Raw genomic sequence first — 16,788 nt, forward strand, 5'->3', positions numbered from 1 at the left:
GATTAAGGTTTCCTGAACAGGTGAGAGATAGCTTGTTGGTATAAGCCGTTCAGCAGGCTGACGTCGGCTTTTTGTGTGGTGAGTATGCGATAACCGGTGCCTTCGCTTAACACGGCGATAAACTCCACTCTGGCGGCGATTTCCTGCTCGCTGAAGTGCGGGTAGATCCGCCGCAGGCTTTGGCAAACATGGTGGAATAACCGGGTTTCGGCATCGCTGAGCATTTTTGCCACTGTCGGGTTACGGGTGGCTTCGGCGGTGACCTCCAGCATCAGCATATGGTCGGTTTCGCTTTCTCCGGGCTGTTGAAACAGGGTGCGCGCCGCCAGGGTGCCGGCGATCAGGTTGATATGATCGCCAAGATCTTCCAGCCGCCGCATTTTACTGGCGATGATGCGGTTAACGATCTCTTCGATAATCGCATCTTTGTTGTCGAAATAGCGGTAGATCTGACCAACGCTAAGCTGAGAACCCTGTGCGATTTCCGCCATGCTGGCGGCGTGAAAACCGTGCTGGCGAAAACAGAGTTTTGCAGCGTCGACAATCTGATCGCGGCGGGCCTGTACTTTGGCCTGCCTGCTGTCGCTGGTGGATATCATGTCCCGGTCCTTTGCCAAATGAAATGCGGTTCGCTTTCTGGGTGCGAACGTTCATTCTCAATTGTAATGCAACCATGGCAATAGGCAAGAGCGCAACTGTAAAGGTGGGTTTTGCGGGGCCGAGCTTAGGCGAACAGATAAACCTTGATGAAGGCACCCATAATCAGCAGGCACAGCAGGGTGGCGGTCACTTCAGCGGCAGTTTTCGGCAGGCTAAACATCTGAGTTCTCATCCAGTGGGGATACTGGATGAGATTATGCTCAGTGCAGATTAAGGAAACATTAAGAAGCCGAAATTAATTATTGCCCGTTAATCCAGACCACCAGCATAAACGCCAGCAGGGTCATCGCCAGCGAGCCCGCCAGATTCAGCAGCATGTTGGTCAGCGCCCAGGCGAAGCGGCCATCCTGCAGTAAATACACCACCTCCAGAGAAAAGGTGGAAAAGGTGGTCAAGCCGCCGCAGAAACCGGTGGTAATCAGCAACTTCCAGGTGGGATCCAGGTGTGTCAGACGGGTGAAAATGGCGATAGCCAAACCAATAATAAAACCGCCCAGCAGATTCACCGCCAGCGTCCCCAGCGGGATGTGTGCGTTAAGCGGATTCATCTTCATGCTTATGGCCCAGCGCAGGACGCTACCTAAACCGCCGCCAATAAAAACTGCCAGTAAAGAACTCAACATGGTTGAAACTGCCTTTCATTAATTAGGGAGTCAAACTCAGAAAGGTTCAGGCGCAATGCTACGCACCTCTCTGAGAGGTTACGTAGACATCATCAGCCTGTGAAGGCGGTTATGGAGGAATGTCATCTCCGTCGATCGGCGCTGCTGTTTGCCGCGCAGGCGGGATCTTACACCCGGTGCCGTCTGTTTTGTAGTATCAAAAGTGACGAGACAGCAGAAATTGTCACTCCTGGCCTCAGTGGCCGGGCACGGCCAGCTCCAGGCGGTTTCGACCGTTGTTCTTCGCCCTGTACAGCGCGTTGTCGGCGGCTTTTAACCAGTCCAGATAGCCGTTCATATCGCCGTGATAATCCGCAATACCAGCACTGATGTTCAGTTTTAGCTGTGGCGCTTCGCGGAAAATAATGTCGTTTAGCCGTTCCTGAATACGCAACAGCGCAATGCTGGCCTGTTCGGCGCTGGTGTTCGGCAACACGGCACCAAACTCGTCGCCGCCGTAGCGTCCGACAATATCCACGGCGCGCAGGCCAATTAGCAACTCCTCCGCCAGTACCGCCAGTGCCTCGTCACCCAGCGCATGGCCGAAGGTGTCGTTGATGGTTTTAAAGCGATCGATATCCATCAGGATCAGGGTCGCGCTGTGCTGATAGCGGCGACAGCTGTCAAATTGGTGATGCAGTAGATGCTCCCAATGACGGCGGTTGTACAGCCCGGTCAGGCCATCACGCATACTGATACGCAGCAATTCCTGCTTTTTCTCCGCCAGGCGCTTGGCGGTGCGGTAGGTCACTAATCCCAATAGGGTCGGATAGAGATAGATCATGGGCAGACATAGATAAATCTGCAGCGGCGTGCTTTGTGGCTGAAAAGGGAAACCCAGCAGGGCGCTGATTGCCAGCGCGCTGACGGCTTGAACAATCAATCCTTTAAAGAACAAAGATTTGCCGGCGGAAGCGATATTGTTCATGCCCATCATCGACAGGATGACCACCGACGGTAAGGCATTGAAGGCCATTGTCGCCACCCACAGCCCACCGAAAAACGAATCGATCAGCAGGTTACGGATTTCAGCCTTAAAGGGCATGGCGGAACGCCGTGCCCATTGGTAGGCGAGGTGCGGCCAGATAAAACCGTGGAAAATCAGCAGCCCCCACAGCCAGGGTGCGGTCTGCTGTGAGGAGAGCACCGAGAACACGCAGATAAAACCGACCCCCAGGCCGACGATGCGTGGCAGGTAAGTGCGTCTGGCGAAGCTGAGGCCGGAACGTCTGGTATCAATGACTGATGGCGTATACATCCGGCAACTCCATAATGAGCAGGAGGACAGCGTACCATGCAGCTGGAAAACTCAGAATAGTCTGAAGCGCGTGCGACGTATTTAACCTTGCTTATTGGCGCAGGATCTCACTCTGTTACATGTTGCTGTTGTTTTGGCACAGGGAAAGTAGGTAAATATCCTCAGGCAAGGTTTGTTTTCTCGCTGCGTCCGCAGCGCTATATGAATAAGAAGGTGAGTATGGAAGGGATCAGTATTACCAAACTTCTGGTGATTGCGGTGTTGATCGTTTTGCTGTTCGGTACCAGCAAACTGCGTACTTTGGGTGCTGATTTGGGTGCTGCACTGAAGGGCTTCAAAAAGGCCGTGGGCGATGACACGACTCCGCCAGCGGCAACCACGGCTGAAAGTCAGTCCAACCCGCAGAGCGTCGAAAAGAAAGACGTTTAATTTCGTCTTCTGCCAGGCAATAAAAAACGGATGCCGCATGGACATCCGTTTTTTGCCGTTCCCGTCGTCGAAAACGTAACAAATAATTACTTCACTTCCATCCCTTTTGCCTGCAAGTCGGCATGGTAGGACGAACGGACAAACGGGCCGCAGGCGGCATGGGTAAAGCCCATCGCCATCGCTTCTTCTTTCATTTCATCGAATTCGGCCGGGCTGACGTAACGCTGTACCGGCAGGTGATGGCGGCTTGGCTGCAAGTACTGACCCAGGGTCAACATGGTGACGCCGTGGCGACGCAGATCGCGCATCACTTCAACGATTTCCGCATTGGTTTCCCCCAGACCGACCATCAGGCCTGACTTGGTTGGAATGTGCGGATGTGCTTCTTTAAACCGCTCCAGCAGCTTCAATGACCACTCGTAGTTAGCTCCAGGGCGAACCTGACGGTAAACACGCGGTACGTTTTCCAGGTTGTGGTTGAACACATCCGGTGGCGTTTCGGTCAGGATTTCCAGTGCACGATCCATACGGCCGCGGAAGTCTGGCACCAGCGTTTCAATCTTGATGGTCGGGTTCTTGACGCGGATAGCCGCGATACAGTCGGCAAAGTGCTGGGCACCGCCGTCGCGCAGATCGTCGCGGTCAACCGAGGTGATCACCACATAACGCAGGCCCATATCGGCGATGGTCTGAGCCAGTTTTTCCGGCTCGTTGGCATCTGGCGCCACCGGGCGGCCGTGGGCCACGTCGCAGAACGGGCAGCGGCGGGTACAGATAGCGCCCAGGATCATAAAGGTGGCGGTACCGTGGTTGAAGCACTCAGACAGGTTCGGACAGGAAGCTTCTTCACACACCGAATGCAGACCGTTTTTACGCATTGCGGCTTTAATGCCCTGAATGCGCGTAGAGTCGGCAGGGAGTTTGATTTTCATCCACTCGGGTTTACGTAACAGCTCCTGCCGTTCTGTGACCACCGTTTTTACCGGGATCAACGCCATTTTGTCTGCATCGCGGTATTTGACGCCGCGTTCCATCTGAATTGGTTTACTCATAATCGTGCAGGTTCCAGTTACGAAGCTCGACCTTCGGGTAGCCGAGTAAATGAACAAATTCCTGTACCAGGACTGGGTGTACGTCTTCTATGCCAACACCGGGCACCAGCGCGCTGACCTGCGCCATCTGCATACCGGCGTAACCGCAAGGGTTGATACGCTGGAAGGGGGTGAGATCCATGGCCACATTCAGGGCCAGGCCGTGGAATGAACTGCCTTTACGGATCCGCAAACCCAACGAACAGATTTTTTGCTCCCCCACATAAACACCGGGCGCATCAGGACGGGCACGCGATTCAATGTGAAAGTGGGCGAGGGTATTAATAACGGTATCTTCGATAGCCGTGACCAGTTGGCGAACGCCAACCTTGTTGCGTTTCAGATCGACCATCACATACATCACCTGCTGGCCCGGCCCGTGATAGGTCACCTGGCCACCGCGATCGCTCTGGATCACCGGAATATCGCCCGGCATCAACAGATGCTCCGCTTTCCCGGCCTGGCCCTGGGTAAACACGGGCTGATGCTGAACCAGCCACAGCTCATCGGGCGTGGTTTCGGTGCGACGATCGGTGAAGTTGTGCATGGCTTGGGATACAGGCTCATAGGGCTGCAACCCCAGCTGACGCAAAATGATCTTGTCTGGTTGCAAAAGAGTCATCGTCAGGTTACAGAAGTGGTGTTGCCATTATACCGGGCGCTCTGGCCGGCGACCAGCGTTTCGCTGACCAAAAATGCGCAACCCGGGCAGAGAATGCTCTGTCCCGGGCTGAAATGCAGGGGTTTGTGCTGGAATTACAGCACCATGCGGACAATTTCAATGTTGCCCAACTCATCATATAAGGTTTCCACCTGGTCGATATGGGTGGCGGTGATGGTGATGGACACGGAGTGGTAATTGCCTTTGCTGCTAGGTTTAACCTGCGGGTTGTAATCCCCGGGAGCATGGCGCTGCACCACTTCAACCACCTGGTCTACCAGCTCGGGTTGTGCCAGGCCCATTACCTTGTAGGTAAATGAGCAAGGGAATTCGAGCAGTTCGTTCAGTTTAGTTTTCATGTGCGCTCCAGAGTGCGGCTATCGATATAGCGATTCTATAAATTATAACTCCCGCCGGAGCGGGAGTTAATGTTAATCAGTATATGGGGGCGATTTCGCCCATTTCAACTGTTAACCGAACCAGTGGTGGAACATCAGTTTGATGTAATCCACGATACGGCTGAAGAAACCGCCTTCTTTCACTTCGTTCATCACCACCAGTGGGCGCTGATCGATGGTTTTGCCATCCAGCTGGAAGTTGATGCTGCCGACAACCTGGTTTTTCGCCAGTGGCGCATGAATTTCCGGGGTGTTCAATACGTAGCTGGCTTTGAGATCTTTCATCCGGCCGCGTGGGATAGTCAGGTAAACGTCTTTGTCTACGCCAAGCTCAACGCGATCCGCATCGCCGAACCATACCGGCTCAGAGGCAAACTCTTTGCCTACTTTCAATGGCGCAACGGTTTCGAAGAAGCGGAAGCCCCAGGTCAGCAGTTTCTTGCTCTCGGTTTCACGGCCTTTATAAGTACGACCGCCCAGCACCGCAGAGATCAGACGCATCTGGCCTTCGGTGGCAGATGCGACCAGGTTGTAGCCTGCTGCATCGGTATGACCGGTTTTGATGCCGTCGACGTTCAGGCTGGTATCCCACAGCAGACCGTTACGGTTCATCTGGCGGATATTGTTGAAGGTGAATTCTTTTTCTTTATAAATCGCGTACTCGTCCGGCACGTCGCGGATCAGCGCCTGGCCGATCAACGCCATATCGCGCGCCGAGCTGTACTGACCCTGTGCATCCAGGCCATGTACCGTCTGGAAGTGGGTGTTCTGCAGGCCCAACTTGCTGACGTAGGTGTTCATCAGGTTAACGAACGCGTCCTGGCTGCCGGCCACATAGTCGGCCATCGCCACACAGGCGTCGTTACCGGACTGCAGGTTGATACCGCGGGTCAGCTTGGAGACCGGCACGCGGTCGCCTGGCTTCAGGAACATCAGTGAAGACCCTTTGAATACCGGGTTGCCGGTTGCCCAGGCATCTTGTCCCACGGTAACCAGATCTTCCTGACCGATCTTGCCTGCTTTCAATGCCTGGCCGATGACGTAACTGGTCATCATTTTGGTCAGGCTGGCAGGATCGCGGCGGGCGTCGGCGTTCATTTCCGCCAAAACTTTACCGGAGTTGTAATCAATCAGGACGTAGGCTTCCGCATCGATCTGCGGTACCCCTGGGATCATGGTTTTGATATTAACGTCATCGGCATGCGCAACGGAGGTTGCACTCATCGCGATAACGGTGCCGAGCGCTATGCTCTTGATTAAGCTGAAAGAGGTTACTTGTTTCATGATCGAGACTACAACATCCATGAGGGTAAAATTAAAAACGAGCCACACTATAACAGATGAGATCCCGGCAGGCATTAGCCAATCCTCTGACTAATCGCGCTTTATTGGCTTTAGCTGAAAGAAAATGTTTCAGCTATAGGAACGCTTATCAACCGCGTTCGCCTGCCGGAGAGTTGTTTTAAGGTGCGGCAGTGACAAAAGATTGTTGCTGCGCTTCGCTGGCCAGACGCTGCTGAAGTTCGGCAGCTTGCTGACGGCTGCTGAACGGGCCTAACTGCACGCGGTAAACGCTGCCGTTGGCGGCGACTTTACCCGGTACGCCAAACTTTTGGCTCAGGCTTTGTTGCCAGCTTTGGGCGCGTTCGGCACTGCTCAATGCGCCAACCTGCACCACATAGCTGCCCCCCGTAGAAGCATTGGCGGCGACGGCGGCGGTCGCTGCAACCGGTGCGGCACTGACGGCAGGTTCAGGCTCTGAGCCCTCCAGTACGCCGACCGGGACGGCGCTTGGCGCACCCAGGAAACCGCTACGGCTATTGCCGGCAGTGGCGGCCGGGGCGTTGTCGCCGGTGTTCAGGCTGCTGTTGTCAATCGGGTGTACTGCAGCACCGTTGGGGACCGGAACATCCTGTTGCATCGGGGTTCCCATGCTGCTGGCGCCGAGTTCCGGGCGTGCGGGCAGGGCATAGCTTTGTTTGGCGACGGTAGTTCCAATGGTGCCTGGGCCGCTCAGAGTTCCGTCCGGTGCCACGTTGATGAAATCAACCTTGACCTTGGTGTTGTTGGACAGGTTCAGACGGTCGGCGACGGCTTTCGACAGATCGATAATGCGGCCCTGGGTGTACGGCCCGCGATCGTTAACCCGCACCACCAGTTGGCGGCCGTTGGCCAGGTTGGTCACACGCACGTAACTAGGGATTGGCAACGTCGGGTGTGCGGCCGTCAGGCCGTTAGGATCGAACTGTTCCCCTAGCGCAGTGGTGTTGCCCCGGGCTTCTTCACCATAGGAGCTGGCCAGACCGGTCTGTGAGAAGTTCTGCGGATCTTTGACGATGCGGTAAGTGTCGCCATTAACCTTATAATCCTGCATGTTATTAGGGTTATAGGGTTCATATTGAGGCTCAACGCCACCGATTTCCACCACCGGCCCGTTATACGGCTGCTGCGGTGGTGCTTGCTGTTCCGTGGTCGGGGCGGTACAGGCGGAAAGCAATACCGCGACGACGCCGACCCAAAGCCATTCCTTACGCATTACTCACCCCTTATAAACTCTTGGACATCATTTTTCGATGCGTGTGGATCGACATGATAATGCCGAACCCAGCCATAAGCACAATCAGCGCCGAACCCCCGTAGCTGACCAGAGGCAAAGGTACGCCAACTACCGGCAAAATACCACTGACCATGCCAATGTTAACAAACACATAAACGAACAAAATCAGCATCAGACCGCCGACCATCACCCGGCCGAAGGTGGTTTGTGCCTTGGCGGCGATCATCAGCCCGCGAATAATCACCAGCAGGTATAGCGCCAGTAACACCAGCACCCCGATCAGCCCCAGTTCTTCGGCCAATACCGCGAAGATAAAGTCGGTGTGACGTTCCGGCAGGAATTCCAACTGTGACTGGGTGCCGTGCAGCCAGCCTTTGCCGGACAGGCCGCCGGAGCCGATGGCGATTTTTGACTGAATGATATGGTAACCGGCACCAAGTGGGTCGGTTTCCGGATCGAGCAGCATCATGACGCGGTCGCGCTGATAGCCGTGCATCAGGAAGAACCACAGCACCGGGATAAAGGCCGCCAACAGTACGGCGGCCACGGCGATCAGCTTCCAGCTCATGCCGGACAGGAACAGCACGAACAGGCCGGAGGCGGCGATCAGAATCGAGGTCCCCAGATCCGGCTGTGCGGCCACCAGCAAGGTCGGCAGGAAAATCAGCACCAGTGCAATGGCGGTATTTTTCAGCGAAGGTGGGCAGACGTCGCGGTTCATAAAGCGCGCCACCATCAGCGGTACGGCGATTTTAGCGATCTCGGACGGCTGGAAGCGCACAAAGCCAAGATCCAGCCAGCGCTGTGCGCCTTTACTGATCTGGCCGAAAGCGTCCACCAAAATCAGCAGGATCACGCAGAAAATATATAAATACGGTGCCCAGCTTTCATAAACTCGCGGTGGGATCTGTGCCATCACGGCCATCACGATCAGCCCCATCACGATCTGGCCGATCTTGCGCTCCATCATGCCGATATCCTGACCGCTGGCGCTCCACATCACGAACGCGCTGTAGACCAGCAGGGCCAGAATTAATACCAGGAATGTGGGGTCGATATGGATTTTGGTCCAGATCGAGCCCTTTTGTTGGCTTTCAGTCATGTTCTACCTTAATCACCTTCTACACCAGGCGGCAGTGGGGCCGCATCCGGTAATTGCGTATTGTTGTCGCCCAGCAAAATATGGTCGAGGATCTGACGAGTAATCGTCCCGACCGCCGGACCTGCGCCGCCGTTTTCCAGAATGATGGCGACCGAGACCGTCGGATTATCGTAAGGTGCGAAGGCCGTCATCAGTTTATGGTCACGCAGGTGCTCTGCGAGTTTGTGGGCGTTATAGGTTTCGTAACCGAATACCTGTGCGGTACCCGATTTCGCCGCGGCTTTATATGGCGTACCTGCAAAGTACTTGCGTGCCGTGCCGTTCGGACGGTTGGCCACGCCATACATGCCATCTTTGGCAATTTCCCAGAAGCCGGAATGAATATCGCCGATCTGCTTGCTTTCTTCCTGAATGAAAGGCACCAGCGCACCATTGATTCTGGTGCTCTGCAGCAGGTGCGGCGTTTTGACATTACCGTCGTTAATCAGTGTGGTCAGTGCCTTGGCCATCTGGATCGGTGTTGCGGTCCAGTAGCCCTGGCCGATGCCCACAGGAATGGTGTCGCCCTGATACCAGGGTTTTTTATAGCGCTTGAATTTCCAGTCGCGGGTCGGCATCAGGCCTGAACGCTCTTCGGACAGATCAATGCCGGTATATTCGCCATACCCGAACTTGGTCAGCCAGGTCGACAGGCGATCGATACCCATATCGTAGGCGACCTGATAGAAGAAGGTATCCGCTGACTCTTCCAGGGCTTTGGTGACGTTCAGGCGGCCATGGCCCCACTTTTTCCAGTCACGGAAGCGTTTTTCCGAGCCGGGCAATTGCCACCAGCCGGGATCGAACAGGGTGGTATTTTTGGTGATCACCCCGGCGCTGAGCGCCGAGACGGAAATGTAGGGTTTCACCGTTGAGGCCGGTGGGTATAGCCCCTGCGTGGCGCGGTTAATCAACGGCCGGTTCGGATCGTTGAGCAGCCCCTGATAGTCTTTACTGGAGATGCCATCGACGAACAGGTTCGGATCATAGCTGGGGTTGGACACCATCGCCAGAATGCCGCCGGTGCGCGGATCGCTCACCACCACTGCCGCGCGACTGCCGACCAGCAACTGCTCGATATAGCGTTGCAGGTTGAGATCCAGCGTCAGGTAAACGTCCTGACCGGCGGATGGGGGTTGTTCATGCAGTTGGCGGATCACCCGGCCGCGGTTGTTGACTTCAACCTCTTCGTAGCCGGTTTTGCCGTGCAGGGTATCTTCGTAATAACGTTCGATACCCAGCTTGCCAATATCGTGGGTGGCGGCGTAGTTGGCCAGCTTGCTCTCTTTATCCAGGCGTTCGACATCGCGGTCGTTGATCTTCGACACGTAGCCGATCACGTGGGTCAGGGCAGAGCCATAAGGGTAGTAGCGACGCTGGTAGCCTTTGACCTCGACGCCGGGGAAGCGGAACTGGTTAACCGCAAACCGTGCTACCTGAACTTCATTCAGGGCGGTTTTCACCGGAATGGAGACGAAACGGCGCGAGCGCTTGCGCTCTTTCTCGAAGTTGGTGATGTCTTCGTCGGTCAGATCGACCACCGGACGCAGTGCCTGCAGCGTGGCCTTCAGGTCATCGACCTTTTCCGGCATCAGCTCCAGTTGGTAAATGGTGCGGTTGAGCGCCAGCGGAGTGCCGTTGCGATCATAGATAATGCCGCGACTGGGCGCGATCGGCACCAGTTTGATGCGGTTTTCGTTGGAACGGGTGCGGTAATCCTCAAAGCGGACGATTTGCAGGTTATACAGATTGGCGATGAGGGTGCCGGTCAGCACCAGGATGACAAAGAACGCCACCAGGGCGCGGCGTACAAACAGGGCGGATTCAGCCGTATAGTCGCGAAAAGGGTTACGTTCTATTTTCATCCCGCTGCTTTATTTCACTCTGTCACGGTTACCACCGGTTATTCCCGGTGGTAAGGATGATTTGTTGTAATACTCCAGGCGCGATAGAGGCTTTCAGCCACCAGAACGCGCACTAAAGGATGCGGCAATGTCAACGGTGAGAGCGACCAACTTTGTTCTGCTGCGGCCTTGCACGCCGGTGCCAGCCCTTCAGGGCCGCCAATCAGCAGGCTGACGTTGCGGCCGTCCTGCTTCCAGCGTTCGAGCTGCTGCGCTAACTGCGGCGTTTCCCACGGCGTACCGGGGATGTCCAGCGTGACAATGCGATTGCCTTTGCCTACCGCCGCCAGCATCTGTTCGCCTTCCTTTTCCAGAATGCGTTTGATATCGGCATTCTTGCCGCGCTTGCCCGCCGGGATTTCGGTCAGCTCAAACGGCATATCTTTCGGAAAGCGGTGCAGATAATCCATAAAGCCGGTCTGCACCCAGTCTGGCATTTTAGTGCCGACCGCTACCAGTTGCAGTTTCACCGCTTAGCTCCAGAGTTTTTCCAGCTCGTACAGACGACGGCTTTCTTCTTGCATTACGTGGACGATCACTTCGCCCAGGTCAACCACTATCCAGTCGGAAGCTTCCTGGCCTTTCATGCCAAACAGTTCCATGCCCGCAGAACGGGATTCTTGTACCAGATGGTTGGCGATCGACATCACGTGACGGGTAGAAGTACCGGTGCAGATGATCATGCAATCAGTGATGCTGGATTTACCCTGTACATCCAGAGCGATAATGTCTTGGCCTTTCAGGTCATCAATTTTATCGATGACGAAATCTTGGAGCGCTTTACCTTGCAAAGGTTCCCCCTCGGGAGTGTTCTGTTCATTCGACTGCGGCGGGCAACTGCCCGTTTTGCGGCCTGAATCAATGATAAGTCGGCAGGATGCCGCTGAAAGCCAGCTGGTGACTGCCCGGCCAGCTAAGGTTTCCGGGGTTTTCAGCGAATACCTGAAAAATAGCGGCGCAGTATATCATGCGGCTCTCGCTAGCGATATAAACCCTGTAACTCGATATAGCGCTGTACCGAACGCGGCAACAGGTCGTCACAGTCGAGACCCTGGTGGCGGCGCTGGCGGATTTCCGTCGCTGAAATTTCCAGCTGCGGCGTATCGGCCAGGTAGATATAGCCCTGTGGTTGCAGGCTCAGCAGCGCGGCATCGATCACCTGATGCTGTTCCAGCCACTGCTGCAGTTCCGGTGTGTCCATCCGGTCGTTGTAGCCAGGTCGCGCCAGCACCAGCAGGTGGCAGGTCTCCAGCAGCGATTGCCAGCGGTGCCACTTGTGCAACGTCAACAGCGAGTCCTGGCCAATAATAAACGCCAGCGGCAATGCAGCGCCACGTTCTTTACGAATGGCTTCCAGCGTCTCTATGGTGTAGGACGGCGTGGTGCGGTGCAGTTCGCGATCGTCAACCGCAAACAGCGGGTTGCCGGCGATCGCCAGTTCAACCATCTTTAACCGTTGCTGAGCGTTAGCCTCGGGCTGAGGGCGGTGCGGCGGCACGTGGTTGGGCAGCAGTGTGACCCGGTTCAGGCCAACTTCGGCGGCCAGCGCTTCCACCGGCCGCAGATGGCCGTAATGGATCGGGTCAAAGGTGCCGCCAAACAGGGCGTGCAGGACGGTGGTGTCTTGCGGATTAGTGGGCATCTGAAAAACTCGTGGCCAGAGGTTTGCCGCACAGCAGCATCGACAGGGTTTCCAGTTCCGACCAGACCGACTGGCCGTAATCCTGCTTAAGGGTAATTTCAATCTGCGCCAGCAGATGAACCGCTTGCCGCAGCTGGGCAGCGGATAACCGTTGTAATGCCTGGGTGACCAGGTTACGGCGGTTTTGCCAGACCTTGTACTGGTCAAACAGCGTACGCAGCGGCACTGACGCCATGCGCCGTTGCAGGTTCAGTAACTGCAGCAATTCACGCTGCAGGGTGCGCAGCAGGATAACCGGTTCGACATCTTCCTGCTGCATCTGCTGCAGGATATGCCAGGCGCGCTTGCTTTTGCCCGCCAGCAGGGCGTCCAGCCAGTGGAATGGCGTGAAGTGCGCGGCGTCATTGACCGCCAGTTCAACGCGCGGCAGGGTAAGCTTGCCGTCCGGGTGCAGCAGCGACAACCGTTCCAACGCCTGCGACAGCGCCAGCAGGTTGCCTTCGTAGCAATAACACATCAGTTGATTGGCCGCGTCGTCCAGTTCCAGCTTCATGGCTTTGGCGCGTTGCGCTACCCAGCGGGGTAACTGCGCCTGTTCCGGCGTCTGGCAACTGACGTAAGCGCCATGCGGGCTGAGTGCTTTGAACCAGGCGCTGTTTTCCTGCGCTTTGGTCAGGCGTGGCCCACGCAGCATCAGTAAAATGTCGTCATGCAGCAGAGCGGCCAGCTTGATCAGCTGTTCGCCGATCGGGGCGGTCGGTCCGTTATCGGGGAAGATCAGCAGCAGCGTCTGACGGCTGGCGAACAGGCTCATGGCCTGACAGATGCTGAAAATGGCGTCCCAGTCGGTATGGGCGTCGAGCGAAATGCTGTAGTGTTCGGTGAATTGTTGTTGCTGTGCCGTTTGGCGGATCAGATCCTGACTCTCCTGCAACAGCAGCGGCTCATTGCCACTCAATAAATAACAAGCGCGCAGCCCCTCTCGGAGCTGCGCGGCAAGTTGTTCAGGGTAAATACGGATCATTGATCGACGCGACTTGCCGCTTTTTCACCAGCGGCAGCAGCTTTTTGCTGAGTTTCTTCTTCCGCTGCGTGTACCGTCAGCAGTTTACGCACCAGTTGCTGGGCGGCCTGGTCACGCATTTCCTGGCGAATAATGTCCTGTTCGGAATCTTTTGCCAGTGCGGTCAGCGGGTTATCGAAGAACGAACGGAACACTTTCACGTTCAGCGGATACAGATCGTGACCCGGGATCAGCACCTGTGCCTGGACCGACAGTACCATCTGGTACTCAGCGGTTTTACCGTCCTGGAAGATCGAGGCGGTATCCTGGCTTTCAGTGGCGCCAATGATGCGCAGGGAAGGGAGATCCTTACGTTTTGCATCTTTGACAATGGTCACGTCGCTCAGACGTAATTGTTCACGCACCGAGCGGGTCAGCGGACCATAAGGGTCTGAGCTGTCCAGAATCAGCGTTTTCATTTCCGAGGGTACCTGCGTGGTGCCACGCAGGTGAAAACCGCAGCCGGCGGTGACCAGCACCGCCAACCCCAGCAACAGCGTCAGAATACGTTGTCGCACAATTCCTCCTTGTGTTAACCCACAACCAGGTTAAGCAATTTGCCCGGAACATAGATCACTTTACGAACCGTAACCCCGTCCAGATATTTAGCGACCAGATGTTCCTCAGCGGCGCGCGCACGCACCTGTTCTTCGGTTGCATCGGCTGCCACAGTGATTTTAGCGCGAACCTTGCCGTTGACCTGTACCACTACCAGCTTGGAGTCTTCGACCATGGCTTGCTCGTCGGCTTGCGGCCAGGCTGCGGTATCCACATCGCCTTCACCGCCCAACGCCTGCCACAGTGAGAAGCACACGTGCGGGGTGAACGGATACAGCATGCGAACCACAGACAGCAGCGCTTCCTGCAGCAGGGCGCGATCTTGCTCGCTTTCTTGCGGTGCACGAGCCAGCTTGTTCATCAGTTCCATCACGGCGGCAATCGCGGTGTTGAAGGTCTGACGGCGGCCGATATCGTCGGTCACTTTGGCGATGGTTTTGTGCAGATCGCGGCGCAGTGCTTTCTGGTCTTCGGTCAGCGTTGCTACGTTCAGCGGCTGCACTGCCCCTTTCTCCAGGTGTTCGTAGGCCAGTTTCCAGACGCGTTTCAGGAAGCGGTTTGCCCCTTCTACGCCGGATTCTTGCCATTCCAGCGTCATTTCTGCCGGCGAGGCGAACATCATGAACAGACGCACGGTGTCTGCACCGTATTTCTCAACCATCACCTGTGGATCGATGCCGTTGTTTTTCGACTTCGACATTTTGCTCATGCCAGCATAGACCAGTTCACGACCTTGTGGATCGGTGGCTTTGATAATGCGGCCTTTGTCATCGCGCTCAACGGTGGCGTCGACTGGCGAAACCCAGACGCGTTCGCCGCTGTTGCCGCTGTAATAGAAGGCGTCTGCCAGTACCATGCCCTGACACAGCAGGCGTTTTGCCGGCTCGTCGGAATCGACCAGGCCCGCGTCACGCAGCAGCTTGTGGAAGAAGCGGAAGTACATCAGGTGCATGATGGCGTGTTCGATACCCCCGACATACTGATCCACCGGCAGCCAGTAGTTGGCGGCGGCTGGATCCAGCATGCCCTCGTCGTACTGCGGGCAGGTGTAGCGCGCGTAGTACCAGGAAGACTCCATAAAGGTGTCGAAGGTGTCGGTTTCACGCAGCGCCGGCTGGCCGTTAACGGTGGTTTTCGCCCACTCGGGATCGGCCTTGATTGGGCTGGTAATACCGTCCATCACCACGTCTTCCGGCAGGATCACCGGCAGTTGGTCTTCCGGGGTTGGCATTACGGTGCCGTCTTCCAGCGTGACCATTGGGATTGGTGCACCCCAGTAACGTTGGCGAGAAACACCCCAGTCACGCAGACGGTAGTTAACCTTGCGCTGGCCGACGCCTTTGGCGACCAGTTTGTCGGCAATGGCGTTGAAACCGGCCTGGTGATCCAGGCCGTCAAATTCGCCGGAATTGAACAGTGCGCCTTTTTCGGTCATCGCTTCGGCCAGGACATCCGGTTGGCTGCCGTCGAGTGTGAGTACGACCGGCGTGATCGGCAAACCGTATTTGGTGGCGAACTCCCAGTCACGTTGGTCGTGAGCCGGAACCGCCATTACCGCGCCGGTGCCGTATTCCATCAGCACGAAGTTGGCGACCCAAATCGGCACTTGCTCACCGGACAGCGGATGGATGGCGAACAGGCCGGTCGGCATGCCTTTCTTCTCCATCGTCGCCATTTCGGCTTCGGCCACTTTGGTGTTGCGGCATTCTTCGATAAATTCAGCCAGCGCCGGGTTGTTCACCGCGCCTTGCTGCGCCAACGGGTGACCCGCAGCGACGGCGACATAGGTGGCACCCATAAAGGTGTCTGGACGGGTGGTGTAAACGGTCAGTTTCTCTTCGCTGCCCGCTACATCAAAGGTGATATCCACCCCTTCGGAACGGCCAATCCAGTTACGCTGCATGGTTTTCACCTGCTCTGGCCAGCTTTCAAGCGTATCCAGATCGTTCAGCAGTTGGTCGGCGTAAGCGGTGATTTTGATAAACCACTGTGGGATCTCTTTACGCTCTACCTTGGTGTCACAGCGCCAGCAGCAGCCGTCGATAACCTGTTCGTTGGCCAGCACGGTCAGATCGTGTGGACACCAGTTCACCGCAGAAGTCTTCTTGTAGACCATGCCTTTTTCGTACAGCTTGGTGAAGAACCACTGTTCCCAACGGTAGTAATCCGGATCGCAGGTGGCGATCTCGCGATCCCAGTCATAGCCGAAGCCCAGCAGTTTGAGCTGGTTCTTCATGTATTCGATGTTGTCGTAGGTCCACGGGGCCGGTGCGGTGTTGTTCTTGACCGCAGCGCCTTCCGCCGGCAGGCCGAACGCATCCCAGCCGATCGGCTGTAGTACGTTTTTGCCTAGCATGCGCTGATAGCGCGAGATCACGTCGCCGATAGTGTAGTTACGAACGTGTCCCATGTGCAGACGGCCTGATGGGTATGGCAGCATGGATAGGCAGTAATACTTTTCCTTGCTCGCATCTTCGGTAACCTTGAAAGTCTGCTTCTCTTGCCAGTGAAGCTGTACGTTCGATTCTATGTCTTCTGGACGGTATTGCTCTTGCATGGCGGCTGGTGGTCCTGTAGGTGTAAAACAGCTACATCCGTAGCATTCTGTTGAGTACTTATAGATCCGCATAGCATAGCTGATAAGACCTCTCGGCAACAACACCAAGCGCCCGACTCGACGTATTTAAAAAATCCCCGCCATGATATGACTCACATCTTGAGGATCCCGTGCCTTGCCAAGTGACATCAGCAATTTACGGCTAAA

At 56.0% G+C, this 16,788-nt stretch carries 17 protein-coding genes and 1 riboswitch; of the genes, 1 reads left to right on the forward strand and 16 read right to left on the reverse strand.

The window, feature by feature from the left end; translation table 11 throughout:
• Positions 1 to 2: 2 nt before the first annotated feature.
• From NHG65_RS05765 to NHG65_RS05775, 3 genes are all read right to left on the reverse strand, one after another.
• The gene (locus NHG65_RS05765) at positions 3 to 599 is read right to left on the reverse strand and encodes a TetR/AcrR family transcriptional regulator (protein ID WP_112350029.1); all 597 of its coding nucleotides are present in this window, start codon (positions 597 to 599) and stop codon (positions 3 to 5) included.
• A 300-nt stretch (positions 600 to 899) separates the two neighbouring features.
• On the reverse strand, positions 900 to 1,283 hold the full coding sequence (gene crcB / locus NHG65_RS05770; RefSeq protein WP_261427331.1) for a fluoride efflux transporter CrcB: 384 nt from the start codon (positions 1,281 to 1,283) through the stop codon (positions 900 to 902).
• Between the two features lie 76 nt (positions 1,284 to 1,359).
• A riboswitch (Fluoride riboswitch) is annotated at positions 1,360 to 1,422 on the reverse strand.
• A gap of 96 nt (positions 1,423 to 1,518) precedes the next feature.
• On the reverse strand, positions 1,519 to 2,580 hold the full coding sequence (locus tag NHG65_RS05775) for a diguanylate cyclase (protein ID WP_261427329.1): 1,062 nt from the start codon (positions 2,578 to 2,580) through the stop codon (positions 1,519 to 1,521).
• A gap of 219 nt (positions 2,581 to 2,799) precedes the next feature.
• Between NHG65_RS05775 and tatA the strand changes: the two genes are divergently transcribed.
• Entirely contained in the window at positions 2,800 to 3,009 is a 210-nt protein-coding gene (gene tatA / locus NHG65_RS05780) for a Sec-independent protein translocase subunit TatA (RefSeq protein ID WP_207976161.1), read from the forward strand.
• 86 nt (positions 3,010 to 3,095) lie between these two features.
• Here the strand turns inward: tatA and lipA are convergent, their stop codons facing one another.
• The 13 genes from lipA to leuS form a co-directional block, all read right to left on the reverse strand.
• Positions 3,096 to 4,061 carry a lipoyl synthase gene (gene lipA, locus NHG65_RS05785; protein ID WP_062869912.1) on the reverse strand — a complete coding sequence of 322 codons (966 nt, stop codon included), beginning with the start codon at positions 4,059 to 4,061 and terminating at the stop codon, positions 3,096 to 3,098.
• Positions 4,054 to 4,722 (reverse strand): lipoyl(octanoyl) transferase LipB, encoded by a 669-nt coding sequence (gene lipB, locus NHG65_RS05790; protein WP_198404505.1) that lies wholly within the window; start codon positions 4,720 to 4,722, stop codon positions 4,054 to 4,056. The genes lipA and lipB overlap by 8 nt, the downstream gene beginning before the upstream one ends.
• Before the next feature lie 134 nt (positions 4,723 to 4,856).
• Complete coding sequence (ybeD, locus tag NHG65_RS05795) at positions 4,857 to 5,120, reverse strand: DUF493 family protein YbeD (protein WP_009636895.1); 264 nt, start codon at positions 5,118 to 5,120, stop codon at positions 4,857 to 4,859.
• Positions 5,121 to 5,231: 111 nt separating this feature from the next.
• Positions 5,232 to 6,443: a D-alanyl-D-alanine carboxypeptidase DacA gene (gene dacA / locus NHG65_RS05800; RefSeq protein WP_099065407.1), complete on the reverse strand. Its 1,212-nt coding sequence runs from the start codon at positions 6,441 to 6,443 to the stop codon at positions 5,232 to 5,234.
• Positions 6,444 to 6,621: 178 nt separating this feature from the next.
• Positions 6,622 to 7,695 carry an endolytic peptidoglycan transglycosylase RlpA gene (rlpA, locus tag NHG65_RS05805; protein WP_499183035.1) on the reverse strand — a complete coding sequence of 358 codons (1,074 nt, stop codon included), beginning with the start codon at positions 7,693 to 7,695 and terminating at the stop codon, positions 6,622 to 6,624.
• Positions 7,696 to 7,705: 10 nt separating this feature from the next.
• Positions 7,706 to 8,818 (reverse strand): peptidoglycan glycosyltransferase MrdB, encoded by a 1,113-nt coding sequence (gene mrdB / locus NHG65_RS05810; RefSeq protein WP_099065409.1) that lies wholly within the window; start codon positions 8,816 to 8,818, stop codon positions 7,706 to 7,708.
• Positions 8,819 to 8,826: 8 nt separating this feature from the next.
• The gene (gene mrdA / locus NHG65_RS05815; RefSeq protein ID WP_099065410.1) at positions 8,827 to 10,722 is read right to left on the reverse strand and encodes a peptidoglycan DD-transpeptidase MrdA; all 1,896 of its coding nucleotides are present in this window, start codon (positions 10,720 to 10,722) and stop codon (positions 8,827 to 8,829) included.
• A 38-nt stretch (positions 10,723 to 10,760) separates the two neighbouring features.
• Positions 10,761 to 11,231 carry a 23S rRNA (pseudouridine(1915)-N(3))-methyltransferase RlmH gene (rlmH, locus tag NHG65_RS05820; RefSeq protein ID WP_004949595.1) on the reverse strand — a complete coding sequence of 157 codons (471 nt, stop codon included), beginning with the start codon at positions 11,229 to 11,231 and terminating at the stop codon, positions 10,761 to 10,763.
• A gap of 3 nt (positions 11,232 to 11,234) precedes the next feature.
• Positions 11,235 to 11,552, reverse strand: a complete 318-nt coding sequence (gene rsfS, locus NHG65_RS05825) for a ribosome silencing factor (RefSeq protein WP_085115571.1) — start codon at positions 11,550 to 11,552, stop codon at positions 11,235 to 11,237.
• Between the two features lie 188 nt (positions 11,553 to 11,740).
• The gene (gene nadD / locus NHG65_RS05830; RefSeq protein WP_261427327.1) at positions 11,741 to 12,403 is read right to left on the reverse strand and encodes a nicotinate-nucleotide adenylyltransferase; all 663 of its coding nucleotides are present in this window, start codon (positions 12,401 to 12,403) and stop codon (positions 11,741 to 11,743) included.
• Positions 12,393 to 13,427, reverse strand: a complete 1,035-nt coding sequence (holA, locus tag NHG65_RS05835) for a DNA polymerase III subunit delta (RefSeq protein ID WP_099065412.1) — start codon at positions 13,425 to 13,427, stop codon at positions 12,393 to 12,395. Before holA ends, nadD begins: the two co-directional genes overlap by 11 nt.
• The gene (gene lptE, locus NHG65_RS05840; protein WP_099065413.1) at positions 13,424 to 13,984 is read right to left on the reverse strand and encodes an LPS assembly lipoprotein LptE; all 561 of its coding nucleotides are present in this window, start codon (positions 13,982 to 13,984) and stop codon (positions 13,424 to 13,426) included. Before lptE ends, holA begins: the two co-directional genes overlap by 4 nt.
• A 14-nt stretch (positions 13,985 to 13,998) precedes the next feature.
• Positions 13,999 to 16,581, reverse strand: coding sequence for a leucine--tRNA ligase (leuS, locus tag NHG65_RS05845; protein WP_099065414.1), 2,583 nt, complete (start codon positions 16,579 to 16,581; stop codon positions 13,999 to 14,001).
• Positions 16,582 to 16,788 lie beyond the last annotated feature (207 nt).

Source organism: Serratia myotis (genome assembly GCF_027474885.1).
In the GTDB taxonomy this organism is placed as follows: Bacteria; Pseudomonadota; Gammaproteobacteria; order Enterobacterales; family Enterobacteriaceae; genus Serratia; species Serratia proteamaculans.